The 24349-nt window shown below is 73.9% G+C and carries 22 protein-coding genes; 8 read left to right on the plus strand and 14 right to left on the minus strand.

Translation table 11 applies throughout. The features are described from left to right. Positions 1 to 17: 17 nt before the first annotated feature. On the plus strand, positions 18 to 1013 hold the full coding sequence (locus AC1C2W_RS03775) for a hypothetical protein (RefSeq protein WP_495387718.1): 996 nt from the start codon (positions 18 to 20) through the stop codon (positions 1011 to 1013). Positions 1014 to 1061: 48 nt separating this feature from the next. Here AC1C2W_RS03775 and AC1C2W_RS03780 read toward each other — a convergent pair whose 3' ends face one another. After that, positions 1062 to 1541 carry an HNH endonuclease gene (locus tag AC1C2W_RS03780; RefSeq protein ID WP_495387717.1) on the minus strand — a complete coding sequence of 160 codons (480 nt, stop codon included), beginning with the start codon at positions 1539 to 1541 and terminating at the stop codon, positions 1062 to 1064. A 265-nt stretch (positions 1542 to 1806) separates the two neighbouring features. On the opposite strand from AC1C2W_RS03780, the gene AC1C2W_RS03785 reads away from it, so the two are divergent. Beyond that, positions 1807 to 2181: a dihydrofolate reductase family protein gene (locus tag AC1C2W_RS03785; protein WP_495412423.1), complete on the plus strand. Its 375-nt coding sequence runs from the start codon at positions 1807 to 1809 to the stop codon at positions 2179 to 2181. Between the two features lie 119 nt (positions 2182 to 2300). On the opposite strand, the gene AC1C2W_RS03790 is transcribed toward AC1C2W_RS03785, so the two are convergent. Further along, positions 2301 to 3416 (minus strand): class I SAM-dependent methyltransferase, encoded by a 1116-nt coding sequence (locus AC1C2W_RS03790; protein ID WP_495412424.1) that lies wholly within the window; start codon positions 3414 to 3416, stop codon positions 2301 to 2303. Positions 3417 to 3544: 128 nt separating this feature from the next. On the opposite strand from AC1C2W_RS03790, the gene AC1C2W_RS03795 reads away from it, so the two are divergent. Then, a complete protein-coding gene (locus AC1C2W_RS03795) occupies positions 3545 to 6304 on the plus strand; it encodes an ATP-binding protein (RefSeq protein WP_495387714.1) in 2760 nt (919 codons plus the stop codon). 39 nt (positions 6305 to 6343) lie between these two features. Here the strand turns inward: AC1C2W_RS03795 and AC1C2W_RS03800 are convergent, their stop codons facing one another. From AC1C2W_RS03800 to aceA, 5 genes are all read right to left on the minus strand, one after another. Next, the gene (locus AC1C2W_RS03800; RefSeq protein ID WP_495412425.1) at positions 6344 to 7018 is read right to left on the minus strand and encodes a PKD domain-containing protein; all 675 of its coding nucleotides are present in this window, start codon (positions 7016 to 7018) and stop codon (positions 6344 to 6346) included. 242 nt (positions 7019 to 7260) lie between these two features. After that, a complete protein-coding gene (locus AC1C2W_RS03805; RefSeq protein WP_495412426.1) occupies positions 7261 to 7884 on the minus strand; it encodes a DUF6318 family protein in 624 nt (207 codons plus the stop codon). 142 nt (positions 7885 to 8026) lie between these two features. Further along, complete coding sequence (locus AC1C2W_RS03810) at positions 8027 to 8452, minus strand: hypothetical protein (RefSeq protein WP_495412427.1); 426 nt, start codon at positions 8450 to 8452, stop codon at positions 8027 to 8029. A gap of 351 nt (positions 8453 to 8803) precedes the next feature. Beyond that, a complete protein-coding gene (gene aceB / locus AC1C2W_RS03815) occupies positions 8804 to 10546 on the minus strand; it encodes a malate synthase A (RefSeq protein WP_495412428.1) in 1743 nt (580 codons plus the stop codon). A 56-nt stretch (positions 10547 to 10602) separates the two neighbouring features. Beyond that, the gene (aceA, locus tag AC1C2W_RS03820) at positions 10603 to 11925 is read right to left on the minus strand and encodes an isocitrate lyase (RefSeq protein WP_495387709.1); all 1323 of its coding nucleotides are present in this window, start codon (positions 11923 to 11925) and stop codon (positions 10603 to 10605) included. A gap of 173 nt (positions 11926 to 12098) precedes the next feature. On the opposite strand from aceA, the gene AC1C2W_RS03825 reads away from it, so the two are divergent. Both AC1C2W_RS03825 and AC1C2W_RS03830 read left to right on the plus strand, forming a co-directional pair. After that, complete coding sequence (locus AC1C2W_RS03825) at positions 12099 to 13610, plus strand: helix-turn-helix domain-containing protein (protein ID WP_495412643.1); 1512 nt, start codon at positions 12099 to 12101, stop codon at positions 13608 to 13610. Positions 13611 to 13736: 126 nt separating this feature from the next. After that, positions 13737 to 14486 carry a DedA family protein gene (locus AC1C2W_RS03830; RefSeq protein ID WP_495412429.1) on the plus strand — a complete coding sequence of 250 codons (750 nt, stop codon included), beginning with the start codon at positions 13737 to 13739 and terminating at the stop codon, positions 14484 to 14486. On the opposite strand, the gene nhaA is transcribed toward AC1C2W_RS03830, so the two are convergent. Together nhaA and AC1C2W_RS03840 are read right to left on the minus strand one after the other, a co-directional pair. Further along, positions 14452 to 15651 (minus strand): Na+/H+ antiporter NhaA, encoded by a 1200-nt coding sequence (gene nhaA / locus AC1C2W_RS03835; RefSeq protein ID WP_495412430.1) that lies wholly within the window; start codon positions 15649 to 15651, stop codon positions 14452 to 14454. The genes AC1C2W_RS03830 and nhaA overlap by 35 nt on opposite strands. 232 nt (positions 15652 to 15883) lie before the next feature. Continuing rightward, positions 15884 to 16486, minus strand: a complete 603-nt coding sequence (locus AC1C2W_RS03840) for a DUF1697 domain-containing protein (RefSeq protein ID WP_495412431.1) — start codon at positions 16484 to 16486, stop codon at positions 15884 to 15886. 436 nt (positions 16487 to 16922) lie between these two features. Between AC1C2W_RS03840 and phoH2 the strand changes: the two genes are divergently transcribed. Continuing rightward, a complete protein-coding gene (gene phoH2, locus AC1C2W_RS03845) occupies positions 16923 to 18206 on the plus strand; it encodes an RNA 5'-3' helicase PhoH2 (protein ID WP_495388419.1) in 1284 nt (427 codons plus the stop codon). A 10-nt stretch (positions 18207 to 18216) separates the two neighbouring features. Here the strand turns inward: phoH2 and AC1C2W_RS03850 are convergent, their stop codons facing one another. Continuing rightward, the gene (locus AC1C2W_RS03850; RefSeq protein ID WP_495412432.1) at positions 18217 to 19524 is read right to left on the minus strand and encodes an FUSC family protein; all 1308 of its coding nucleotides are present in this window, start codon (positions 19522 to 19524) and stop codon (positions 18217 to 18219) included. Between the two features lie 89 nt (positions 19525 to 19613). Between AC1C2W_RS03850 and AC1C2W_RS03855 the strand changes: the two genes are divergently transcribed. Beyond that, positions 19614 to 20123 (plus strand): MarR family winged helix-turn-helix transcriptional regulator, encoded by a 510-nt coding sequence (locus AC1C2W_RS03855; protein WP_495387704.1) that lies wholly within the window; start codon positions 19614 to 19616, stop codon positions 20121 to 20123. Positions 20124 to 20320: 197 nt separating this feature from the next. Here AC1C2W_RS03855 and AC1C2W_RS03860 read toward each other — a convergent pair whose 3' ends face one another. After that, on the minus strand, positions 20321 to 21760 hold the full coding sequence (locus AC1C2W_RS03860) for a class II fumarate hydratase (protein ID WP_495412433.1): 1440 nt from the start codon (positions 21758 to 21760) through the stop codon (positions 20321 to 20323). 83 nt (positions 21761 to 21843) lie between these two features. On the opposite strand from AC1C2W_RS03860, the gene AC1C2W_RS03865 reads away from it, so the two are divergent. Continuing rightward, positions 21844 to 22401 (plus strand): DUF1697 domain-containing protein, encoded by a 558-nt coding sequence (locus tag AC1C2W_RS03865; protein WP_495387702.1) that lies wholly within the window; start codon positions 21844 to 21846, stop codon positions 22399 to 22401. A gap of 21 nt (positions 22402 to 22422) precedes the next feature. Here AC1C2W_RS03865 and AC1C2W_RS03870 read toward each other — a convergent pair whose 3' ends face one another. Genes AC1C2W_RS03870 through AC1C2W_RS03880 form a run of 3 tightly spaced genes read right to left on the minus strand, consistent with a single transcriptional unit; the run spans position 22423 to position 24316 of the window. Continuing rightward, on the minus strand, positions 22423 to 23055 hold the full coding sequence (locus tag AC1C2W_RS03870) for a carbonic anhydrase (protein WP_495387701.1): 633 nt from the start codon (positions 23053 to 23055) through the stop codon (positions 22423 to 22425). Then, complete coding sequence (locus AC1C2W_RS03875; protein ID WP_495387700.1) at positions 23052 to 24023, minus strand: carbohydrate kinase family protein; 972 nt, start codon at positions 24021 to 24023, stop codon at positions 23052 to 23054. The genes AC1C2W_RS03870 and AC1C2W_RS03875 overlap by 4 nt, the downstream gene beginning before the upstream one ends. After that, positions 24020 to 24316 (minus strand): exodeoxyribonuclease VII small subunit, encoded by a 297-nt coding sequence (locus AC1C2W_RS03880; RefSeq protein ID WP_495387699.1) that lies wholly within the window; start codon positions 24314 to 24316, stop codon positions 24020 to 24022. The genes AC1C2W_RS03875 and AC1C2W_RS03880 overlap by 4 nt, the downstream gene beginning before the upstream one ends. Positions 24317 to 24349: the final 33 nt, after the last annotated feature.

Here is a 24349-nt window from a genome sequence, read left to right on the forward strand (position 1 = left end):
CCCGATATGTTCTGCAGGTGACCCGAGAGACCCTCCCCTCCCTGTCGGCGCTGCCTGCCTGGCTCGTGCCCTCCGTGTACCTCCACTGGTCGACCGACTGGCTGCAGGAGGCCGTCGCGATCTCCATCCGCTCCCCGGAGCACCGGCTGCCCGGCGGGCAGGACGGACCGCAGCGCGGCGACGTCGTCGTGACCGTGCTCGGCGACGCGGGCGTCGTGGCCGCGGTCGAGCTCATGGGGTCCAGCGACGGCGAGAGCTGGGTGAGCGACGAGCTCTTCGGCCCCGACCGGCCCATCGTCTGGGCCGACTTGTTCGAGGGCGCAGAAACGTACACGAACTCGTCCGGCTGGCTGCCGCCCGAGCACGCGCGGCTCGTGCTCGACGGCGTCGCCGAGCAGTTCCGCGGCGGCCCCGTCCACACCCTCGACCCGGGCGACTGCGGCGCCGGGGACACTTCGCCCGACGTGCACGCGCTGCGCATCCTCGGCCACCGCGCCGTGACGGGCTGGGCGATGCGTCGCGAGGAGCGGTGCGCCACCTGCGAGCGGTTCGTCGACGTGCACCGCATGCACGCCCACGACGACGGCGCCGTCCGCCTCGGCACCACCACCGCGGGCGGGCGCACGCTCGAGCAGCTGGTGCGCGACGTCCACCTCCTGTGCGAGCAGTGCCACGACCTCATGCACGCACACACCGTCGCGTCCCAGCGCGCCCGGATGCGGCCGCAGTGCCCCGGCTGCGGCGCGCGCGGCAAGACCAAGCGGATCGTGTGGGGCATGACGTTCCAGGACGACGTGATGAACGCCGAGCCGGACGTCGTGTACGGCGGCTTCGAGGTGCCCGTGCCCACGCCCGAGTGGTACTGCACCGAGTGCCACGCCAACTTCGCGAGCAGCGTGATCGCGTCGCGCGCGCTGACGTCCGCCGAGACGGGTGGCAGCTCCGGGGCCGTGGCGGTCACCGGGTCGCTGTCCGTGGTGCCGGACCTGTCGGACGACGAGCCCGTCGCCTGAGCGCATGGCCCGATCGCGGTGCCTGACCGTCCGGCGGTGGCCGAGGGGTCAGGCCGCGGCCGTCACGGCGGTGCGTCGATGCCGGCGCACGAGGCCGTGCTCGGCAGGCGGCACGTACGGGGCGTGCAACAGCGGCATGCCCGCCTCGAGCGGGGTGCGGTCGGCCTTGCGGCTGTTGCACGGCTCGCACGCCGCGACCAGGTTGAGCCAGGTGGAGTCCCCGCCGCGTGAGCGCGGGATCACGTGGTCCACAGTCTCGGCCGGGCCGCCGCAGTACGCGCACGCGCCGTCACGCCGCCGCACACCCTCCTTGGTGACGGCCGGGTGACCGGCGCTGCGATACCGCCAGCGCATCGCGACATACCGCACGAGGCGCAGCACGCGGGGGAGCGGGTACGGGCCGAACTGATGCCCCTCCACCGCCTCCTCGACCACCGCCACCTCGCGCACCAGCATCGTGATGGCGTGCTTGACCGACACGCGGTGCAGGGGCTCGTAGCCCGCGTTGAGCACCAGTACGTCGGCCACGGCCCTGCTCCTTCCGGTGGCGGTGCGCGCCGGGTGGCGCGCGGGCGGCTCCTTGTCCCTCGGTCTGCTGTCGGTCGGGGCTGTGAATCCGATCACAGCATCCTGCCGAGGCGAAAGTATTCCGCCGCGCCGCGGAAGTCCAGCGTGATTGCCCGTCGCTGTGCGACGAAGCCGGTGGTTGAGCCTGTCGAAACCCGATGATTCCGCGCCGTCGGCGCCGTCCCCCTTCGTCGCGGACTCCGGTGGTTGAGCCTGTCGAAACCCGATGAGTCGGCGCCGTCGGCGCCGTCCCCCCGTCGCGGACCCGCTGTTCGGGGAAGTGGTGGACGGGTGGCTGGGCGAGCCGGCGTGGGCCGGGAGCACCGTGATCGACCCCGCCGACCTCGTCGACCTTGCCGCCCAGGTGCAGGCGCTCAAGGACGGCCCTGACGGCGAGCTGCAGGTGCACGGCAGCGCCCGGCTCACCAGCACCCTGCACGACCTCGGCCTGGTGGACGTCTATCGGATCTTCGTCGCGACCGTCGTCACCCCGTCCGAGGTCGGCGAGAGCGGGCTGGTGTACCTGGAGCTCGAGCCGCGGGCACTGCAGCACGGCACCGCCGCCGTCGCGGACGGCGCGCAGGCGGTCCGGATCGAGTGAACTGCCGAGCGAGCGCCCCGGGAGCTGCCGAACAGGCGGTTGACACCGTTATGGCGGCCCTGACGGCCCGGTGTCAACCGCCTGTTCGGCGCGGGGTGGGCGCGGGGTGGATGCTGCCGTCACCGCCGGGCTTCGAAGACGAGGTTGAACGGCGTCTGCGCGACCTCGCGGAACCGCGTGAGACCACCCGCCGTCACGACGTCGCGGATCCGCGCCGGGCCCGCCTGGGTGCCGAGCGCGAGGCCGACGTCCTGGGCCAGCGACGTCGGCGTGCACAGCAGCGTGGAGAAGCCGTAGTAGGCGCGGCCCACGGGGTTGAGGTTGTCCTCGACCCGGTCGCCGGCCATCGGCTCGACGATCATCCACGTGCCGTCGTCGGCCAGGGCGTCGCGCACGTGCCGGGCGGCTCCCACGGGGTCGCCCATGTCGTGCAGGGCGTCGAACATGGTCACGAGGTCGAACCCGGCGCCGGGGAAGTCCTGCGCCGACGCGACCTCGAACCGCACACGGTCGCCGACTCCCGCCGCCTCGGCGCGCTCCCGCGCCGTGGTGACCGACCCCTCGTGGTAGTCGTAGCCCACATAGGTGGAGCGGGGGAACGCCTCCGCCATGAGGATCGTCGACGAGCCGTGGCCGCAGCCGACATCGGCGACGACCGCCCCCTGGGTCAGCTTGTCGACCGTGCCGTCGAGGGCGGGCAGCCACGACTCCACGAGGTTGGCGTGGTAGCCGGGCCGGAAGAACCGCTCGCACCCGACGTGCACGTCGGCGCCGTGCTCGTGCCACCCGAAGCCCGCTCCGGTCCGCGCCGCCTCCAGGATGTGGTCCGTGTCGTGCACCGTGCCGAGCACGATCTGGAAGAGGCCCGGCAGGAACGCCGGGCTGTCCTCGACCGTCAGGGCGACGGCCTGCTCGGGCGGCAGGGTGTACCGGCCCGACGCCGGGTCGTAGGTCACGTACGCGCCCGCGGCCTGGGCGTTGAGCCACTCGCGGGCGTAGGGCTCGGCGGTGCCGGTGCGGGCCGCGAGCTCGGCGGGCGTGCTGGGCCCGTGGTCCGCGAGGTCCCGGTAGTAGCCGAGCTTGTCGCCCATCACGACGAGCGCCGCGTTCAGGGTGGCGCCCGCCTCCTCCACCGCGCGGAACACGAACGCCATGAGGGCGTCGGTGTCGACCTGCGGCGTGGCGGGTGCGGGTGTCTCGGGCGTCTGGGTGCCGGGCGTCTGGGTGTCGGTCATGGTGCTCTCCGTCGGACGGGTGCCGGCCGGGTGCCGACAGGTGCCCCTCGCCCGACCGTAGGAAGCGGGCGGGTGAACCCGCGTCAGGGGCCCCACCTGGTGGTGCCGCGCTGCCTAGACTCGAAGGCGTGCTCCTGGGGCGCGACGCCGAGGTCGCGACGATCGACCGGATAATGGCCGGGGCCCGGCTCGGGGAGGCGGGACGGCTCGCCATCCTCGGTGAACCGGGCGTCGGCAAGAGCGCGCTGCTCGAGCACGCGGCGGAGGCGCTCGGGTCGTCGTTCCGCGTCCTGCGCGCCACCGGCACGGCGGCCGAGTCCGGGATCGCGTTCGCGGGCCTGTCCCAGCTGTTCGGGGGCTGCCTCGACCTGCTCGGCGATCTCCCCGCGCGCCAGGCGGACGCGCTCGCGGCGGCGCTCGCGCTCGAGGGCGCCGTCGACGAGGTGGTGGCGGGCGACCGGCTCGCCGTCGGCGCCGCGACGCTCGGGATGCTCACCCGGTGCGCCGAGGCCGGCCCCGTCGCCGTCCTCGTCGACGACCTGCACGAGCTCGACCCGCCGTCGTCGCGAGCCCTCGTCTTCGCCGCACGACGGCTCTCCGCGGACCGGGTGGTCATGGTCCTCGCGGGACGCACCCCCGAGGCGGACGCCCTGGTCGACGGCCTCCCGGTACTCGTCCTCGCGGGGCTCGACCGGGCACCCGCGCGGACGCTCGTGGAGCGCGCCGTGGGATCCCCGGTGCCGCGCGACCGCTTCGCCGAGCTCTACGGGCGCGCGGCCGGGAACCCACTCGCACTGATCGAGCTCGCGACCCAACCCGACCCGCTGTGGCCCGAGATCCCGGGCATGCCGTCGACGGTGCCCGAGACCATCACCCGTGCGTTCGCCCAGCGGGTGCGGCGGCTGCCGACCGCGACGCAGCAGGCGCTGCTGGTGACGGCCGTGGCCGACGGGGACCTCGCCGTGACCGCCGCGGCGGCGACGGCCCTGGGGCTCGACCTCGCGAGCCTGAGCGCGGCCGAGGACGCCGGCCTCGTGGCCTCCACCGGTGGCGGCACCACGTTCCGGCACCCGCTGCTGCGGTCGGTGGTGTACTCCGGGGCGCACGCGTCCGAACGACGCACGGCACACCGGGCGGTGGCCGCGGCGCTCCCGCGCGGCGACGACGACCGCCGGGCGTGGCACCTGTCCGAGTCCGTCTGGGGGCCCGACGCCGGCGTCGCCGACCTGCTCGACGCGGCGGCCGAGCGGGCGATCTCGCGGGCGGGGTACGCGGTCGCGTCGACGGCGTACCAGCGGGCGGCGGCCCTCAGCCCGGCCGCGCCCGCGCGGCACGGCCGGCTGCTGCGTGCCGCGAGCACCGCCTGGGCGGACGGCGACGCGCACCGGGCGGTCCTCCTGCTCGACGAGCTGGCCGGGCAGCGTCCCGAGCCCGCGGTGGCGCGTGGGGCGCTCGAGCTGCGAGCCCGGGTCGCCGCCCGGACGGGGGCCCTGGGGGAGGCGATCGCCATGCTCCGGCGGCTGGCGGCCGACACGCCGTCGCCCGACGACCGCGTCTACCTGCTCGCGGACGCCGCGTACGTCGCGTTCTTCCTGGGCGGCACCACCACCTCCCTCGAGCTGGCCGACGAGCTCGAGGCGCTCCTGCCCGCGGTGTCCTCGTCCCGGACGCGGGCCCTGGCGCTGCTCGGCTGCGGCGTCGCGCGCATCCTCGCCGGCCGTGGCGGCACCGGCCAGGTCGAGGCCGCCGTCCCGCTCCTCGAGGCGGACGGCGGGCTGGTGGCCGACCCGCGGTGGTGGCAGTGGCTCATGATCGTGCCGCTGTACCTGCGCGACGCGTCGGGAGCGGCCGCGCTCGGGAGCCGGGTGCCGGAGATCCGCCGCTCCGCGACCGTCGCCGAGCTCCCGGGGCTGCTGTTCCTCGCGGCACGCGGGCACGCGACGGGCGACGCGTGGGGCCGCGCCACGGCCGAGTACTCGCTCGCCGTCGACATCGCCCGCGAGACCGGCCAGGTGGGGCCACTCGCGGCTGCGCTCGCCGGCCGGTGCTGGCACGCCGCGCGGCAGGGCGATCCCGAGCGTTGCCTGGCCGACGCCGAGGAGGCGCTGGCGCTCGGCCGGGGCGGCGACATGCACCTGCTCGAGGCCTGGGTGCGCTTCGCCCTGGGGGACCTCGCCCTGTCGCGGGGAGACGTCGGGACGGCGGTCACCGAGCTCACGGGCCTCGAGTCGCTGCTCGTGCGGCACGGGATGGACGACGTCGACCTGGCGCCCGTCCCCGAGCTCGCCGAGGCGCTGCTCCGGTCGGGGGACCGGCCCGGAGCCCAGCGACGCGTGCGGGCCTACGCGGCGGCCGCCCGGGCCAAGGGCCGGCCCTGGGCGCTGGCGAGGGCGCACCGCGCCAGTGCCCTCGTCACGGACGACGCCGACGACACGGACATGGGCGCGTCGTTCGCCGCGGCCCTCGCGCTGCACGCCCGGACGCCCGACGTGTTCGAGACGGCCCGCACGCAGCTGGCGTTCGGGCAGAGGCTGCGCCGCGGCGGGCACCGCGTCGACGCCCGCGAGCACCTGCGGGCGGCGCTCGCGACGTTCGAGCAGCTGGGGTCCGCGCTCTGGGCCGGGAGCGCCGGCGCGGAGCTCACCGCGACCGGGGAGGTCGTCCGCCCGTCCGCCGACGGCTGGCGGGCCGAGCTCACGCCGCAGGAGCTCCAGGTGGGGCTGCTGCTCGCCGACGGGCACACCACGCGCGAGGCGGCGGCCGCCCTCTTCCTGTCGCCGAAGACCGTCGAGTACCACCTGCGCAAGGTGTACCTCAAGCTCGGGATCCACTCGCGGCCGGATCTCGCCGGGGCGATGGCCGACCGCGCGGCCGGGGTCGGCCCCTGAGCCGACAGGCCGGCCCGTCACGCGTCGTGCGAGGCGGCGTCACCGGCCGGGGACGGTGTCCTCGACGAGGTGGGTGTGGGCCTCATGGACGGTGATCGGGTCGGAGGACGACGAGGTGGTGAGCTCGCCGTCGACCGGTTCCCAGCCGCTTGCGCCGCGGAGCTGGAACTCGCCGTGCCAGGTGGTGGTCAGGGTGACGGTCACGTCGCCCGGGCCGGTGTAGGTGTGCCCGACCCAGCTCGCGTCGGGGACGGGATCGCCCTTCGTCCACGGGTGCCCGGCCTCGTCGGTGACAAGAGGTGCGGCGCCGTCGCCGTAGTCCCAGGAGTAGGAGTCCGGGACCGCCCGCACCGTCACGGGGATGTCGAGCAGCTCGATGTCGAACGACTGGGGATCGGCGTCGGTATAGGTCACCGTGTGCAGGTTGATGAGCGTCCAGCCCTGGTCGGGCTGGACGTGCACGGGTGACGGGTCCAGCGTGAGCTCCTGGAACGCCCTGCGGGCCTCGTCGGTGAGGTCGGCCGCGCCGAGGCAGGTGCCTTGGTTGACCGGAGCCCAGTCGGAGTACTCACCGGCGGCCGCATCCCATTCCTGGTGCCACAGCGGGTCGAGCTGCTGCTCGTCCTCCGCGCACTCCAGGTCGTTGGAGATCGCTGTCTCGCGGTTGTTGCACTTCTCCCTGATCTGCTCGTTCGCCGTGGGTGATTCCGCCACCAGGCAGAGCTCCGAGGTCAGCCGCCGGTATCGAGTTGCGTGGTCGGGTGATGTCCCAGATGTATTCGCCGCGGAGTCAATTGCTTCCTGCTCGGTCACGGTGACGACGACGGTATTGGCGACATTGTTGGGATCGTCGCGGTCCTTGCGGGCCTCGCCTCCCCAAGTAGCCGCCTGTGCTCCTTGCGCCACCGCAAGTAGGAGAGCGAGAGCGATCAGCGGCGCGCCCACGGATGCGGGTCTCACAGCACGTCTCGATCCAGAATGTTGACGAGACGCCAAGCCATGCCGTCGTGGAGGAGTTCGAACCTCGCATCCAAACTCCCCGCGGTCTCCGTCCGGACATGTTCGCCGTTCTCGTCCTTGATCTCGGTTGCCTGCTCGGTGAGTCGGGCGTCCATCGGATATACTCCGATGAGTGTGTCCTTCTCGTACACCTTTGTCACCTTGAGGCTGGTCTCGCCGCCCTCGAAGTTGCTGCCCTCGCTATGGAACTTCTTCATCGTGTCCAGAGCATTGAGGCAGAAGTTGCAGTCCTTCCACATGAGTCGCTTCCACGTGTCGGAATTGCCGCTCTGAAGCATGTACGTGTGCAGCTCGACGAAGTACTCCGCCGCCGCGACGGCGCCCTTCTCGTCGGTGCGCTCGAAGTCCGGCCCGGGCTGCGGCTCGGCGAGCGTGGCGGTGGGCGACGGGCTGGGGCTCTCGGACGGCGTCGGGGCGCTGGTGCTCTGCTCGGGCGACGACGACCCTGACGCGGCGGGTGGTTCCGACGGGTCGCTGCAGCCGGCGAGCAGCATTGCGGCGATCGTGGCGGTGATCGCGGTGGCGGCGAGCGGTCGGCTGCGGCCGTGGGTCCGTGCCATCGGGGAGACCTTCCGGTTGGCGGGCTCGTCATGACCGGGCAGTCAGTTCGAGCAACGCTGCGTCGAGAACGCTCGGCAGAATACCCGTGACGGCCCCCCGGGGCCGCCGTCGGTCCACAGGTCAAACGGCCCGGCGGGCCGGTCACGCGTCGTCGAGTGCCAGCGGCCGCACCTGCCCGCCGGCGGCGACGAAGAACCCCCGCAGGCGGACGTCCTGCACGCGCGCCTGTTCGCGCAGGTCACGGTTCCAGGCGCGGTCGTCGGCAGCGATCCCGGCCTCGCCGGGCCGCTCGAGCACGGCGACGGCGCAGCCTCCGGGCGCCTCGTCGTCGATGACGCTGCGCAGCACGGTGCCCAGCCCCACGAGGGCGGCGCCGTCGGGGCGTGCGGGCACGTCGTCGATGGGGAGGGCGAGCCCGAGGAGCCGGTCGTCGGCGTCGAGCCAGGTGATGGTGAGGGTGCGGCGCCGTGGCCGGGCACCGCCTGCGAGGAACGTGGCGAGCTCCAGCAGCTCGGCGTCGTCGGCGATCAGGTCGCCCGGGCGGAAGGGTGCGGTCGAGGTGTCCATGCGTCGTGACCCTGCCCGACGACGAAGGCGTGCGTTGGGGTTATCCACAGGTCCATCGCCCTCGAGCCCCTTCGCCGGTCGAGCCTGCCGAGACCTCGAGGGGTTTCGACAGGCTCAACCGGCGGGGTGGTTTCGACAACCGGCGGGGTGGTTTCGACAGGCTCAACCGGCGGGGTGGTTTCGACAGGCTCGACCGGCGGGGTGGTTTCGACAGGCTCGACCGGCGGGGTGGTTTCGACAGGCTCGACCGGCGGGGTGGTTTCGACAGGCTCGACCGGCGGGGTGGTTTCGACAGGCTCGACCGGCGGGGTGGTTTCGACAGGCTCGACCGGCGGGGTGGTTTCGACAGGCTCAGGCGGCGAGGTAGCGGGCGTAGGCGCCGGTGGTGAGGAACGGCGGGAACTCCTCGCCGAGGGCGATCTCGCGGAACAGGGCCACGGCGTCGTCGAAGCGGTCGCCGGGCGACCGGTCGAGGCCGCGCACGACGTCGCGCAGCACGGCCTCGCAGCGCACCCGGGTGATGGGCAGGCCGTCGTCCGTGGTGGTGCCCGCCGCGACCCACTGCCACACCTGCGACCGGGAGATCTCCGCGGTGGCGGCGTCCTCCATCAGGTGGTCGATCGCGGCGGCGCCCACCCCGCGCAGCCATGACTCGATGTACCGCACCCCGACGGACACGTTGGTGCGCAGCCCGGCCGCGGTGACGGTCGCACCCGCCCGGCGGGCCGACGCGACGTCCAGCAGCTCTGCCTGGCCCACCGCGACGTCGTCGCGCAGGCGGTCCACCTGGTTCTCACGCTCGCCGAGCACCTCGTCGAAGGCGCCCCGCGCCACCTCCACCAGGTCGGGGTGCGCCACCCAGGTGCCGTCGAAGCCGTCGTGGGCCTCGCGGGTCTTGTCGGCCCACACCTGCTCGACGGCGCGCTCCGTGACCTCGGGCGAGCGGCGGTCGGGGACGAAGGCGCTCATCCCGCCGATGGCGTGCGCCCCGCGCCGGTGGCACGTGGCCACCAGCAGCTCGGTGTACGCCCGCATGAACGGCGCCGTCATCGTCACCTGGCCGCGGTCGGGCAGCACGTACGACGACCCCCGCGTGCGGAAGCACTTGATGATGCTGAACAGGTAGTCCCAGCGCCCGGCGTTGAGGCCGGCGCAGTGGTCGCGCAGCTCGTGCAGGATCTCCTCCATCTCGAACGCGGCCGGCAGCGTCTCGATGAGCACCGTGGCGCGGATCGTGCCGCGCGGGATCCCCAGCGCGTCCTGCGCCTCCTCGAAGACCTCGTTCCACAGCCGCGCCTCGCGGTATCCCTCGAGCTTGGGCAGGTAGAAGTACGGCCCCCGCCCGCGGGAGATCAGCTCGCGGGCGTTGTGGAACAGGTACAGCCCGAAGTCCACGAGGGACCCCGACGCCGGCTGCGTCGACCCGTCCGGGCCGGTGTATGCCAGGTGCGACTCGAACAGGTGCCAGCCGCGGGGGCGGAAGACGATCGTCGGGAGCCCGGTGAGGTCCGTCGAGCGCAGCTCGTACTTCTTGCCCGCGTCGTTCGTGAACGTCAGCGTGCCGCGGATCGCGTCGTGCAGCGCGAGCTGGCCCTCGACGACGTTGCGCCACGTCGGGGACTGCGCGTCCTCGGCGTCGGCCAGCCAGCACCGGGCACCCGAGTTGAGGGCGTTGATCGTCATCTTCGGGTCGGTCGGGCCCGTGATCTCGACCCGCCGGTCCTCCAGCCCCGGCGCCCCGGCCGCGCCCGCGACCCGCCAGGACGGGTCGTCTCGCACGGGCCGCGTGGCCGGGTTGAAGTCCGGGTCGTCGCCGTCGGCGATCCGCCGCATGCGGCGCTGCCGCTCGAGCAGCAGGCTGGTGCGGTCGTCGGCGAACCGGTCGTGCAGCATCGCCAGGAACGCCAGCGCCTCCGGGGTGAGGATCTCCTTGTCGCGCGGCCCGAGCGGGGCGGAGACCGTGACGTGGCCCTCGGCGAGGGTCGCCGCGCCCCAGGCCGACGGGCCGCCAACGGTCTCGGCGAGCGAGTCGCCGACGACGGGCACGGGAGCGGTGCGCGGGGGAGCGGTGGTCGGAGACGTGAGCGTGGTCATGGCATGCCTCCGGTCGATCGGGGCTAGGGCTGGGTAGGGAACGGCGTGGGGACCGCTCAGAACTGCGCGGCCTCGGTGGAGCCGGCGAGCGCGAGGGTGGCGGCGTCGGGGTTGAGCGCCGTCGACACGCGGTCGAAGTAGCCGGTGCCGACCTCGCGCTGGTGCCTGGTCGCGGTGTAGCCGCGCTCCTCGGCGGCGAACTCGGCCTCCTGCAGCCGCACGTACGCCGACATCTGCTCGCGGGCGTAGCCGTGCGCGAGGTCGAACATCGAGTAGTTCAGGGCGTGGAAGCCGGCCAGGGTGATGAACTGGAAGGTGAAGCCCATCGCGCCCAGCTCGCGCTGGAACTTCGCGATGGTGTCGTCGTCCAGGTGCTTCTTCCAGTTGAACGACGGCGAGCAGTTGTAGCTGAGCATCTGGTCCGGGAAGTCGGCCTTGACGGCCTCGGCGAACGTGCGCGCGAGCTCGAGGTCGGGGGTGCCGGTCTCCATCCAGATCAGGTCGGCGTACGGCGCGTACGCCTTGGCGCGGGCGATGCACGGCTCGATGCCATTGCGGACCTCGTAGAAGCCCTCGCCCGTGCGCCCGCCGGTGAGGAACTCCCGGTCCCGCTCGTCGACGTCGGACGTGATCAGGGTGGCGGCCTCGGCGTCGGTGCGGGCGATCACGACCGACGGCACGTCGGAGACGTCGGCGGCGAGGCGCGCCGCGTTGAGCGTGCGCACGTGCTGCTGGGTGGGCACGAGCACCTTGCCGCCCAGGTGGCCGCACTTCTTCTCGCTGGCGAGCTGGTCCTCCCAGTGCACGCCCGCGGCGCCGGAGGCGATCATCGACCGCATCAGCTCGTACGCGTTGAGCGGGCCGCCGAAGCCGGCCTCGGCGTCCGCCACGATCGGGGCCAGCCAGTCGCGGGTGGCGGCGCCGTTCTCCGACACGTCGATCTGGTCGGCGCGCAGCAGCGCGTTGTTGATGCGGCGCACCACGGCCGGCACCGAGTTGGCGGGGTAGAGGGACTGGTCCGGGTAGGTCTGGCCCGCGAGGTTCGCGTCGCCCGCGACCTGCCAGCCCGACAGGTAGATGGCCTGGAGACCCGCCTTGACCTGCTGCACGGCCTGGTTGCCGGTCAGCGCGCCGAGGGCGTTGATGTAGTCCTCCTCGTGCAGCTGACGCCACAGCCGCTCGGCACCGCGACGCGCCAGCGTGAACTCCTCGCCGACCGACCCGCGCAGCGCCACGACGTCCTCCGCGCTGTACGTGCGCTCGACGTCGGCCCAGCGCGGGTCGGCCGCCCACTGCTCGGCGAGGTCCGCGGCGGTCTGTGTCTGGTCGCCGGCAGCGCCGGTGGTGCCGGTGGAACCCTGCTCGAGGATCGCGGTCATGTCGTGCCTCTCTCGTCTCTCGTGGTGCGCCGACGGCGGGTGCCCGCCGTCGTGCCTTCGTCGTCCTTGCCCACGACCCTGACGCGCCGCACCAGCCCCCGGCCAGCAATCTGGCGGAGAAGTTTCAGCGTTCTTCTCCTGGACGGAAGCTGTGGCGCGTGTCACCCTCGAGCATGGCGATCTCGACCGACCCCAGGCCCGATACCCGGGACGGCACGGCGCTGCCGCTCGACATCCCGATCGAACGCGAGGCCGACGCCCTGACGATCGGCCGCCGCATCCGGCACCTGCGCACCCGCCGCGGCATGACCCTGGAACAGCTCGGAGAGGCCATCGGACGTGCGCCGTCACAGGTCTCGATGCTGGAGAACGGCAAGCGCGAGCCCACGATCGCGCGGCTGCAGGCGGTGGCGCGCGCGCTCGGTGCGAGCGTCGAGGACCTGCTCGCCACGGAGCCCCCGTCACACCGCGACGCCCTCGAGATCGAGCTCGAGCGCGTGCAAAGGGGGTCGCTCTTCTCCGCACTCGGCGTGCATCCGGTGCGGGTGGGCAAGTCCCTGCCGACGGACGCGCTGGAGGCCATCGTCGGCCTCCAGCGCGAGCTGGAGCGGCTGCACTCCGAGCGGGCGCTGACGCCCGAGGAGGCCCGGCGGGCCAACACGGAGCTGCGGGCCGACATGCGCGCGCAGGACAACTACTTCCCGGACCTCGAGATCGTCGCGCGCGGCCTGCTGGACGACGTCGGGCACGCCCGCGGCCCGCTGCCGCAGCGCGCCGCGGGCGAGCTGGCGGCGCACCTCGGCTTCACCATCCACTACGAGCCGGACCTGCCGCAGTCCACGCGCGCCGTCATCGACCAGCGGAACCACCGGGTCTACCTGCCGAGCAACGGGATCCGCGGGCGGTCCGACGCCCGGTCGGCGGTGCTTCAGGCGCTCGCCTCGCACGTGCTGGAGCACGCCGAGCCGCGGGATTACCGGGAGTTCCTGCGCCAGCGGGTCGAGGCCAACTACCTGTGCGCGGCGCTGCTCGTGCCCGAGCGGGACGCCGTGCGGCGGCTGCGCGAGGCCAAGGAGGCGCGCGCGATCTCGCTCGAGGACCTCCGCGACGCCTTCGCCGTCTCCTACGAGACGGTGGCCCACCGCTTCACCAACCTGGCCACCCGGCACCTGGGCATCAAGGTGCACTTCATGAAGGTCCACGAGTCGGGATCGATCCACAAGGCGTACGAGAACGACGGCGTGCGCTTCCCCGCCGACCCGCTCGGCACGCTCGAGGGACAGCACGTGTGCCGGCACTGGACCGCCCGCGTGGTGTTCGGCATCGCCGACCGGCTCAGCCCGTACTACCAGTACACGGACACGCCGACGGGCACGTACTGGTGCACCTCGCGGGTGACCGACACGTCCGACGGCCGGTTCTCGGTGAGCGTCGGGGTGCCCTACGCGCAGGTCAAGTGGTTCCTGGGTCGCGAGACGACGGCGCGGACCACCTCGCGGTGCCCGGACGAGAGCTGCTGCCGCCGTCCCGACGAGCCGCTGGCCCGCCGCTGGGACGGGCACGCCTTCCCCAGCGCCCGCCCGCACGCGTCGATGCTCGCGGCGATGCCGTCGGGCGCCTTCCCCGGCGTCGACACCACCGAGGTGTACCAGTTCCTGGAGCGCCACGCCCCGGCTTCGGACTGACCTCGCTGCGCCGTCGGCGAGGGGGCCACCCGCGCGGCTGACCAGGGAGGGGTCGGGGTCACCCCAGGGTCGAACCGGGGGGACACCCCATAGTGACGCACCACCGCCGCAGCAGAGGGTGGAGCCATGTTCGAAGCGATCGCCTCGCTGTGGGGCCAGCTCGAGACCGCGCTCTTCGCGCTCGTCTCCTCCGACTGGGCATACCCGGCGCTGTTCGCGGCCACGGCGGGCGACGGCCTCTTCCCGCCCGTGCCCGGCGAGACGGTGATCATCATGCTCGCCGTGGGCGCGCAGACCGGCGGGGGCGTGAACCTCGCCCTGGTGGTCCTGGTGGCCGCGCTCGGTGCCTGGTGCGGCGACCAGCTCGCCTATGCCCTCGGCCGGGCGCTGGGCACGTCCCGGGTGCCGTTCCTGCGGGGCAGGCGCGGGCGCCGCGCCGTGGACTGGGCGGCGCGCTCCTTCGAGCGACGCGGGGCGTCGGTGGTGCTGGGCGCGCGCTTCGTCCCGGTGGGGCGGATGGCGGTGAACGTCACCGCCGGCGCGGTCGGTCTGCCTCGCCGCCGCTTCATGGCCCTGTCGGCCGTGGCCTCCCTGGCCTGGGCCTGCTGGTCCGTGCTCATCGGCGTGGTGGCGGCCGAGCCCCTCGGCGACCGGCCGCTGCTGGCTGTCGCGGTCGGGGTGGTGGTCGGGACGGTGCTGGGCGTGGTCGTCGACCGGGTCCTCACGGCCTGGGGAGCCAGGGCCGGCCGGGTCGCTGCCCCGGCAGCAGAGCTGGTACCCGTGGCGGAACTGGCGCCGGCGCTCGCGTGCGCCGCCGGCCCGAGCGTCCCGGCGCGGGGCGTCAGTGCTCCTGGCGGTCCTTCTCGTCTCCGATGAAGTCGCCGACGGCGTCGTCCTGGCCGTCGAGGTTCATGTCCGGGGTGCGCGCCTTGCGGACGTCCCAGCGCAGCGTCAGCGCGCCGAGCACCGCGGCGATCACCGAGCCCATGAGGATGGCGGCCTTGGCGCCCTCCGTGTGTTCCGACGCGTGCCCGAACGACAGCTCCGACACGAGCAGCGCGACGGTGAACCCGATGCCGGCGAGGAAGGCGACGGGCAGCAGGTCACGCACGCCGATGCCCTGCGGGAGCCGCAGCGGGGTCAGCCGGGTGACGAGCGCCGTCGTCCCGAGCACGCCGATGAGCTTGCCGACCACGAGCCCCACGGTGATGGCCGGCACCACCGGCTGACCGAGGATCTCGCCCACGCCGCCGCCGTCGACCAGGTTCACGCCCGCGGCGAAGAACGCGAAGACCGGGAGCGCGAGGCCTTGGGACCAGGGCTTCACCGCATGCTCGTAGCGGTGCGTGCGGGGTTCGGCCTCGCCGTGAGCCGGCCGCGCGGCGACGGTGAAGCCCATGAGCACGCCGGCCACCGTGGCGTGCACCCCGGAGGCGTGCATGAAGGCCCAGGCGACGACGAACAGCGGCACCAGCAACCACCACCGCGGCGCGCGTGAGCGCACGTACCAGCCGAACACCACGACGGTGACCAGCGAGGCGGCGAGGTAGGCGAAGTCGAGGGCGTCGGTGTAGATGACGGCGATCACGACGATCGCGAGCAGGTCGTCCACCACGGCGAGGGTGAGCAGGAACGTCCGCACGGCGGCGGGCAGGCCCCTGCCGAAGACCGCGAGCACGCCGAGCGCGAACGCGATGTCCGTGGCGGTGGGGATCGCCCAGCCGTTCAGCGCGCCCGGCTCGCCCAGCACGACGACGGTGACCGCGTAGATGGCGGCGGGGACCGCCATGCCGCCCACGGCGGCGAGCATCGGCACGCCCGCCTCCCTAGGGCTGCGCAGGCTGCCCGCCACGAACTCGTGCTTGAGCTCGACGCCGACGACGAAGAAGAAGATCGCGAGGAGGCCGTCGGCCGCCCAGGCGGCGACCGTGAGGTCCAGGTGGATGTGCAGGGGCCCGAGGGAGTCGAAGCCGAGGACGGTCTCGGAGAGGGCGGAGTACCACTCGCGCCACGGGGCGTTCGCGCAGATCAGGGCCAGCACGGCGGCGCCGATCAGGAGCGCGCCCCCCGTGGTCTCGCGGGCGGCGAAGCGGCGCAGTCGTGCGCCGCGGGACGGGGTGGTGGTCTCGGAGGTCAGGGTCGTGCTCCTGTCCGGTCGTGGGGTCGCTCGTGTCCCGGCGTTGCAGCCGGTGCCACCGACCAGACTTCCCGGCTCACCGCCCGACAGCGTACCGGCCGGGCGCAGTGCCTGCGGGTCCGGGAGGCGCGGCGCATCAGGTGGCCTCGCGTGCCATCGTCGCGAGCCGGGTCAGGGTGTTCCAGTTCCGAGCGGTGGTCCACGTGCCCGCCGCCCGGTCGATCGCGGCGGGGGTGAGCCGGGACCGACCGATCCCGTCCACGTAGTCCACGAACAGGACGCCCTCGGCGACGGCGAAGCTCTCGCCGCCGGGGTTGTCCTCCTCCAGGCGGGCGACGCCCTCCGGGTCCACCGGCACCGGGCCCACGTGCACCTGGACGTGGGACGGGTGGTCCGCGGTGGCGTCGGGGAACGGGTCGGCGGCGACGACGGCGGCCGCGCGCCCGGCGGACAGCGCGACCGCGCGTACGTCGCCGCCGAGCCGGTCGACGAGCGCCGCCGCGACCCGGTCGGCGATTGTGGTTCTCTTTTTGCCCGCGACTTCTGTGCTGGTGCCGGCGCCGGCGCCGACGGTGACGGCAACCAGGTTGCCGCTGTTGGCGTAGGTACGCGCGTCGGTCAGCCCCGCCGCGGCCGCCGCGTCGCGCAGCTCGGCGGAGCTCACGCGTCGGTGGGGGCCGAGATTGACCCCGCGGAGCAGGACGACCCATGCGGTGGGGGTCGCGTCGGTCTTCGGCATGGGCACCATCGTGCCCGCCCGCGCTCGCCGGTGCGTCGTGGGGGAGTCCGGCCCGTGAACGCCGGGTGACATCTTCCCGACCCGCCGCGGTGGGGGTGGTGGCACGAATCACAGCGTCGTAGTTTGACGACAAGGACGACAACCAGCCGTCCTCCGGGAGGCCAGCCGATGGGGTTCACGCTCCGCGCAGGAGGGCCGGCACCGGCTCTGCGTCGCACGGCGCCCAGGGCCGGCCGACCGCCCACCACCAGTCCGCCCCTGCCCGGCCGGGACCACACCGGTCCCACACCGGGCTCGTGGCCGGAGGGAGCTCGCCGTGGCCCACACCGCACCCGTCCCTGAGCAGGCTGTTGATTCCCCCGCTGTCAGCACGAGCGCTGCCGGCACCACCAGCGACACCGTCGACGCCCGTCGGACGTTCGTCGTCGACACGTCGGTGCTGTTGTCCGACCCCCGGGCGTTCCACCGGTTCGCCGAGCACGACGTCGTCCTCCCGGTCGTGGTCGTCACCGAGCTGGAGGCCAAGCGGCACCACGCCGAGCTCGGCTACTTCGCCCGCAGCGCCCTGCGCATGCTGGACGACCTCCGGGTGAAGCACGGCCGGCTCGATGCCCCGATCCCCGTCGGGGACGGCGGCGGGACGCTGCGCGTGGAGCTCAACCACACCGACCCGCTGGTGCTGCCCGCGGGCTTCCGGCTCGGCGACAACGACACCCGGATCCTGTCGGTCGCGGCCAACCTGTCGGCGGAGGGGCGCGACGTCACCGTCGTGTCCAAGGACCTGCCGATGCGGGTGAAGGCCTCGGCCGTCGGGCTCCGCGCGGAGGAGTACCGGCACGAGCTCGCCGTCGACTCCGGGTGGACGGGCATGCGCGAGGTGGACGTGGCGCAGGAGCAGGTCGGCGCGCTGTACGAGGGTGAGGAGCTCGAGCTCGCCGCGCTCGACCCGGCCGTCGTCGAGGCGGCCTCCCCGCTGCTGTGCCACACCGGGCTGGTGATCCACTCGCCGAGCGGGTCGGCGCTCGGCCGGGTGACCGCCGACAAGAAGATCCGCCTGGTCCGGGGCGACCAGGACGTCTTCGGCGTGCACGGCCGCTCCGCGGAGCAGCGCATCGCCATCGACCTGCTGCTCGACCCCGAGGTGGGGATCCTCTCGCTCGGCGGCCGCGCCGGGACCGGCAAGTCCGCGCTCGCGCTGTGCGCCGGCCTGGAGGCGGTGCTGGAGCGTGGTCAGCACCGCAAGGTGATCGTCTTCCGCCCGCTGTACGCGGTCGGCGGCCAGGAGCTGGGCTACCTGCCCGGGTCCGAGTCGGAGAAGATGAACCCCTGGGCGCAGGCCGTGTACGACACCCTGGGCGCGCTCGTGTCGCCCGAGGTGGTCGACGAGGTGATCGGCCGCGAGATGCTCGAGGTGCTACCCCTGACGCACATCCGCGGGCGCTCGCTGCACGACGCGTTCGTCATCGTCGACGAGGCCCAGTCGCTGGAGCGCAACGTGCTGCTCACCGTTCTCTCGCGCATCGGCCAGGCCTCGCGGGTGGTGCTCACGCACGACGTCGCGCAGCGGGACAACCTGCGGGTGGGACGGCACGACGGCGTCGCGGCCGTGATCGAGGCGATGAAGGGCCACCCGCTCTTCGCGCACGTGACCCTCACTCGCTCGGAACGCTCGCCCGTCGCGGCGCTCGTCACCGAGATGCTGGAATCGATCGAGATCTGAGCGCCCAGGCTCAACCAGCGGTGGGGCGGCGCGGGTGCACCAGCACGACGGCGAGCACGCCGAGGGCGGCGCCCACCACGGTGTCGAGGGCGCGGGACGCGGCGATGCCCGCCGGGTCGGCCGCCCCGCCGAGTGACGTCATGAGCAGCGCCATCGGCGTGATCGTGAGCATCGCGAGGCCGTAGTGCCGGCCCACGACGATCTCGGTGACCACCTGGAGGGCCACGACGAGCACGCACGTGGCGGCGAAGCCGAGGTGGGCGCTGAGCAGCGGCCACGCCAGGAGCGCGCCGAGCGCGGTGCCGCCCGCGCGTTGCAGGGCGCGGACCACGGCGTGGTGCGTCGTCGAGCCCTGCAGCGTCGCGGTCGCGCCCATCTGGGCCCAGGCGGGGTGCCCGAACCCCGCGACCAGCGCCACGGCCCCGGCCATGAGGCTTGAGACGACGACGCGCACCGAGGCGAGGCGCCAGCCGCGCGCCGGCCACGTGGCGCGCGCGGTGTCGCGCAGGCGCTCGCGCGGGGGGAGCGCCGCGGCGGGGCCGCCGTCGAGCGTGCCAGCCTCGGGCACCGGGTGGTCGGGCACTGGGTCGAGCAGCGCGGTGATCTCGGCGAGGTCGGCGGCGAGCAGGCGCGCGGTGTCGCGGGTGCGGCGGTGGGAGAGGTCGTCGGCGAGCACCACGCGGGCGCGGGCGACGGTGGCGCGGGCCGCGGTGTCGGCGGGTAGAGCAGGCGCGTCGTCGGTGTCGCGGACGGCCAGCGCACCCCGCACGGCGTCCGCCGCGCGACGGACGGCGAGCCGCGCCGGGCCGCTGGGGCGCACGAGGTAGCCGCTCATCGCGACCGCCCAGGCGATCGCCGCGCCGGCCGCGCAGGCCAGGCCCTGCTCGAGCACCCCGGCCCAGGAGTGCGGGGCCGCGAGCCCGCCGGCCGCGGTGAAGACCACGATGGTGGCGCCTGGCGGGCCGGAGCGCACGAGCACGCAGGCGGCGGTGGCTGCGCTCGCCACGAGGCCGACGACGGCGAGGGTCACCGGGAGCGGCGAGCCCGCGGCGGTCAGCACTGACGTCAGGGCGAACGAGCCGACGAGAGCGACCGCCGCCCCCGCGAGGATCGCCGCCCGGCGCCGGTACGGCTCGTACCGGCCGTACAGGGATGTCAGGGCGCCGAGCGCGGCGATCCCCGCCAGATCGGTGCGGCCGGTGGTAGCCGCGACCACGAGCGCGAGCGCGACGGCGGCGCCGCACCGCAGGGCGGCGGCGAGGGTGGCGTCCGCAGGGTTGACGTGCAGCGCGGCGCGCAGGTGGTGGGGATCGAGCACGTCACGGGCGCTCGCGAGTACGAGGGAGGAGGAGGGGGCATTGGTTCCACAATAGTTCACCGGTAAATCATCATGGAACTATTCGCTGTGTGACGTCTATCCTGGTCGCCGTGGACTACATCGAGCGCGTGCGTGCGCAGTGGGTCGAGCGGCTGCCCCGCGTCGACACCTCCCCGGCCGACGTCGGCGCGCGGGTGCGGCGCATCGCGGCGCTGCTGGAGGCCGAGCTCGCCGACGACCTCGCCGCGAACGGCCTCACCCGGCCCGAGCTCGACGTCCTGACCGCGCTGCGTCGCTCCGGTCGCCCGCTGCGAGCGGGGGAGATCACCACGATGACCGGTTCGCCCGGCGCGTCGATCACCAAGCGGGTCGACCGCCTCGAGTACGCCGGGCTGGTGGAGCGGGCCGTGCACGAGCGCGACAAGCGCGGGGTGCTCGTGGCGCTCACGGCGCAGGGCGAGGAGCTCGTCGATGAGCTGTTCCCGCGCCAGGTCGAGCACGAGCGGGCGATGCTGGCCGACCTGAGCGAGGCCGACCGGGCCGAGCTCGGCCGGCTGCTCGCCATCGTGCTGCGCCGGCTGGACCCGCGCGACTACTGAGCCGTTCCGCGGGGAGGCGCCACGCATCAGGTGGAACCCCCCAGCCCCGCGCCCCGAGGGACGCCTCCCCGCGTACCGCCGACATTAGCAGGTGAGGTTAGGCTAACCAACCCCTGATCGGGATGCGTGAGAACCCCGGGGACGTCGACGGCGGCAGTCCCGGTGGGGACCGCCGCCGTCGCGGGTGCGGGAGAGGATCAGGCCTGCGGGGGCCGCGTCATCGAGAGCACGTCGAGCGCGGAGTCGAGCTGCGCCTCCGTGACCTCGCCGCGCTCCACGAAGCCGAGGTCGATCACGGCCTCGCGCACCGTGAGGCCCTGCTTCACCGAGTGCTTGGCCACCTTGGCCGCCGCCTCGTAGCCGATCACGCGGTTGAGCGGCGTGACGATCGACGGCGAGGACTCGGCGAACGCGCGGGCCTTCTCCACGTTGGCGGTGATGCCCGAGACGGCCTTGTCGGCCAGCACGCGCGACGCGTTGGCGAGCAGGCGGGTCGACTCCAGCACGCCCTGCGCGATGACGGGAATCTGCACGTTCAGCTCGAACGAGCCGCTCGCGCCGGCCCACGCGACCGTGGCGTCGTTGCCGATCACCCGCGCCGCGACCATGAGCACGGCCTCCGGGATGACCGGGTTGACCTTGCCCGGCATGATCGAGCTGCCCGGCTGCAGGTCGGGGATCGCGATCTCGCCCAGGCCGGCGTTGGGGCCGGAGCCCATCCAGCGCAGGTCGTTGCAGATCTTGGTGAGCGAGACCGCGATGGTGCGCAGCGCGCCCGAGAGCTCGACGAGGCCGTCGCGCGCCGACTGCGCCTCGAAGTGGTCGCGGGCCTCGGTCAGCGGCAGCCCGGTGTCCTCGCGCAGCAGCTCGATGACGCGCTGGGGGAAGCCTGCCGGGGTGTTGATGCCGGTGCCGACGGCCGTGCCGCCCAGCGGCACCTCGGCCGCGCGGGGCAGCGCCGTCTCGACGCGCTCGATGCCATAGCGGATCGCCGCGGCGTACCCGCCGAACTCCTGGCCGAGGGTCACGGGGGTGGCGTCCATGAGGTGGGTGCGGCCCGACTTCACGACGGTCGCGAACTCCTCGGCCTTGGCGCCCAGCGCGTCGGCGAGGTGCCGCAGCGCGGGCACCAGGTCGCCCGTCGCGCCGGCCGTGGCGGCCACGTGCACCGACGTCGGGAAGACGTCGTTGGAGGACTGTGACGCGTTGACGTGGTCGTTGGGGTGCACGTCCCTGCCGAGCGAGCGGGTGGCCAGCGTCGCGAGCACCTCGTTGGTGTTCATGTTCGACGACGTGCCGGACCCGGTCTGGAAGACGTCGATCGGGAAGTGCGCGTCGTGCGCCCCCGACGCGACCTCGTCGGCGGCCGCGGCGATCGCGTCGGCGATGTCGCGGTCGAGCACCCCGAGCTCGGCGTTCGCGAGGGCGGCGGCCTTCTTGATGCGGGCCAGGGCCTCGATGTGCCCCCGCTCGAGGGTGGTGCCGGAGATGGGGAAGTTCTCCACGGCCCGCTGCGTCTGCGCGCGGTAGAGGGCGTGCGCCGGGACGCGCACCTCGCCCATCGTGTCGTGCTCGATGCGGTAGGTCTCGCCGGCGCCGGACGCGCCGGTGCCGGGGACGACGGTGTCGGAAGTCATGCCTCTATCGTGCCGCACCCCGGCGGGCGGTCCGTCGTGAGCCGGATCACGCCGGTGTGGGTGCTGCACGCGAGGATGGCGCCGTGACCTACACCCACGCGGCCTTCTACCGCGCGATGAACCTCGGGCACCGGGGCAGCCCGGTGCGTGCCCAGCTCGAGGACGCCCTCGTCGAGGCGGGCGCCCGCGCCGTGCGGTCGTTCCAGACGAACGGCACGGTGCTGCTCGACGTCGCTGGCGCGCCCGACGACGTCGCGGCGGCCGTGGTCCGCGGTGCGGCGCCCCTGCTGGCCGAGCGGTCGGGCTACTCCCACGCGGCGCTGGTGCGGTCCCTCGAGGACGTGACTGCGGCGATCGACGGCGACCCGTTCGCGCTCACCCGCGACGAGCGGACCTACCGCGAGACGCTGACATTCCTGGACGGCGGAGAGCCGCTGCCCATGGTCCTGCCGTGGACCGACCCGCGCGACATGCTCGACCTCGTGGCCGCACGACGCGGCGTCGTGGTGGGCGTGGTCCGGGGCGGGCCGGGCACCTGGGCCGACCCGAACTCCCTCGTCGAGCGGTTCACCGGCGGGGTCGCCACGACGCGCACCCTCGGCACCGTGCAGCGCCTGCTGGTCGCCGCCGCACGGGCCTGAGCCCCGCCGCCCCGGGGCGGGTCAGTCGACCGGCTGCTCGGCGACGTCGCCGTCGACCGCCACGAGCCGCGCGCTGCCGTCGTCCAGGTCGTAGACGACGCCGACGACGGCCAGGCGGCCCGCGTCGACCGCCGCGGCCATCGCGGCCGAGTAGCCGCGCAGCAGGCCGACGGTGTGCTTGACGTGCTCCGTGCGCAGCACGTCGGGGTCGATCGGGCCCGAGAGCCCCTGGCGGCTCGTGAGCTCCGCCAGCGACGGGATGACCTTGTCGACCACGGCGCGGACGAAACCCGGCGGCTGCTCGCCCGTGCTGAGCGTGTGGGCCGTGGCCGCGATGGCCCCGCAGGAGTCGTGCCCCAGCACGACGACCAGCGGAGTGTGGAGCACCTCCGTGCCGTACTCGATGGAGCCGAGCACGGTGGTGTCGACGACGTGCCCCGCCGTCCGCACGACGAAGACGTCGCCCAGGCCCTGGTCGAAGATGATCTCCGCCGCCACCCGCGAGTCCGAGCACCCGAAGATGACGGTGTGCGGGTGCTGCACCGTGCGCAGCTCGTGGCGGCGGACGGCGTCCTGGTCGGGGTGCTCCGGCATGTTCTCCACGAACCGGGCGTTGCCGGCGCGCAGCCGGGCCCAGGCCTCGATGGGCGTCATGCGGACTTCTCCTGGGTGTGCCCGGTGGGCCTGTCGACGCGCACGCGGTCTGGCCCGATCAGGTCCGTGGGCCACGGCGGGTTCGCGCCGGCGCGGGAGACGGTCACGGCCGCCACCGCCACGCAGCGGACGAGCAGGCGCGCGGTGGCCGCACGGTCGATACCGCGCAGCGCCTCGCGCCGGCCGGCCCCGAGCAGCTCCGCGCCCCACAGCCAGTCGAGCAGCGCGCCCATGAAGGAGTCGCCGGCGCCGACCGTGTCGACCACGTCGACCTTCGGGGCCGCGATCGTCACCTCGCCCGCAGCCGTGATCGCCGTCGCGCCCTCGCCCCCGAACGTCACGACGAGGACCGCGGGCCCGGAGCGCTGCCAGGCGCGGGCCACGTCGAGCGGGTCGGCGCCGGGCGCGAGCCAGGCGAGGTCCTCGTCGCTGACCTTCACGACGTCCGAGAGTGCCACCAGCTCCTCGATGCGGGGCCGGGCGTCGGCGGCCTCGCCCATCAATGCCGGCCGGGCGTTGGGGTCGTAGGTGATCGTCGACGTCGAGCGGGCCGACTCCACCAGCCGGCGCACGTCCGCCGCCCCGGGCGCGAGGACCGCGGCGATGGAGCCGGTGTGCACGGCGACGGTGTCGTCCCCGGCGGCCGCCCGGCCCGGCACGCGCCACTCGAGGTCGAAGTCGTAGGTGGCGGCGCCCGTGCCGTCCAGGGTGGCCTGCGCGACGCTGGTGCGGTCGGCGCCGTCGCTGCCGTCGACCAGCTCGACCTTCGACTCGGCGAGCCACGACCGGACGTCGTCGCCGCGCGCGTCGCGGCCGAGCCAGGTGGCGAGCCGCACGTCGCGACCCAGCCGGCCGAGGGTGAGGGCGACGTTCGCGAGGCTGCCGCCGGGGTGCTCCTCGCTGGTGCCGTCGGGGCGGTGCACCACGTCCACGAGCGCCTCGCCGATCGCGAGCACGTGCGCGCTCATGCGTCGTCCCCGTCGTCGGTCGCGTCGTCGTCGGCGGCGCGGGTCTCGGCCTGCGCGGCCTCGAGCCGCCGGCGGGCGCCGTCCAGCCACTCCTGGCAGCGGGCCGCCAGGGCCTCGCCGCGCTCCCACAGCGCGAGCGAGGCCTCGAGCGGCTCGCTGCCGGCCTCGAGCCGGGCGACGACGCTCACGAGTTCGTCGCGCGCCTCCTCGTAGGTCAGCGCGGAGACGTCGGCAGGGAGGTCGGGGGACGCGCCGGGGGGTGAGCTCGGGGCGTCGGTGTTCGCGTCGGTCACGGGGACAGTCAACAACACGGTGCCGACACCATG

The sequence above is a fragment of the Isoptericola sp. Y581 genome (assembly GCF_059445475.1).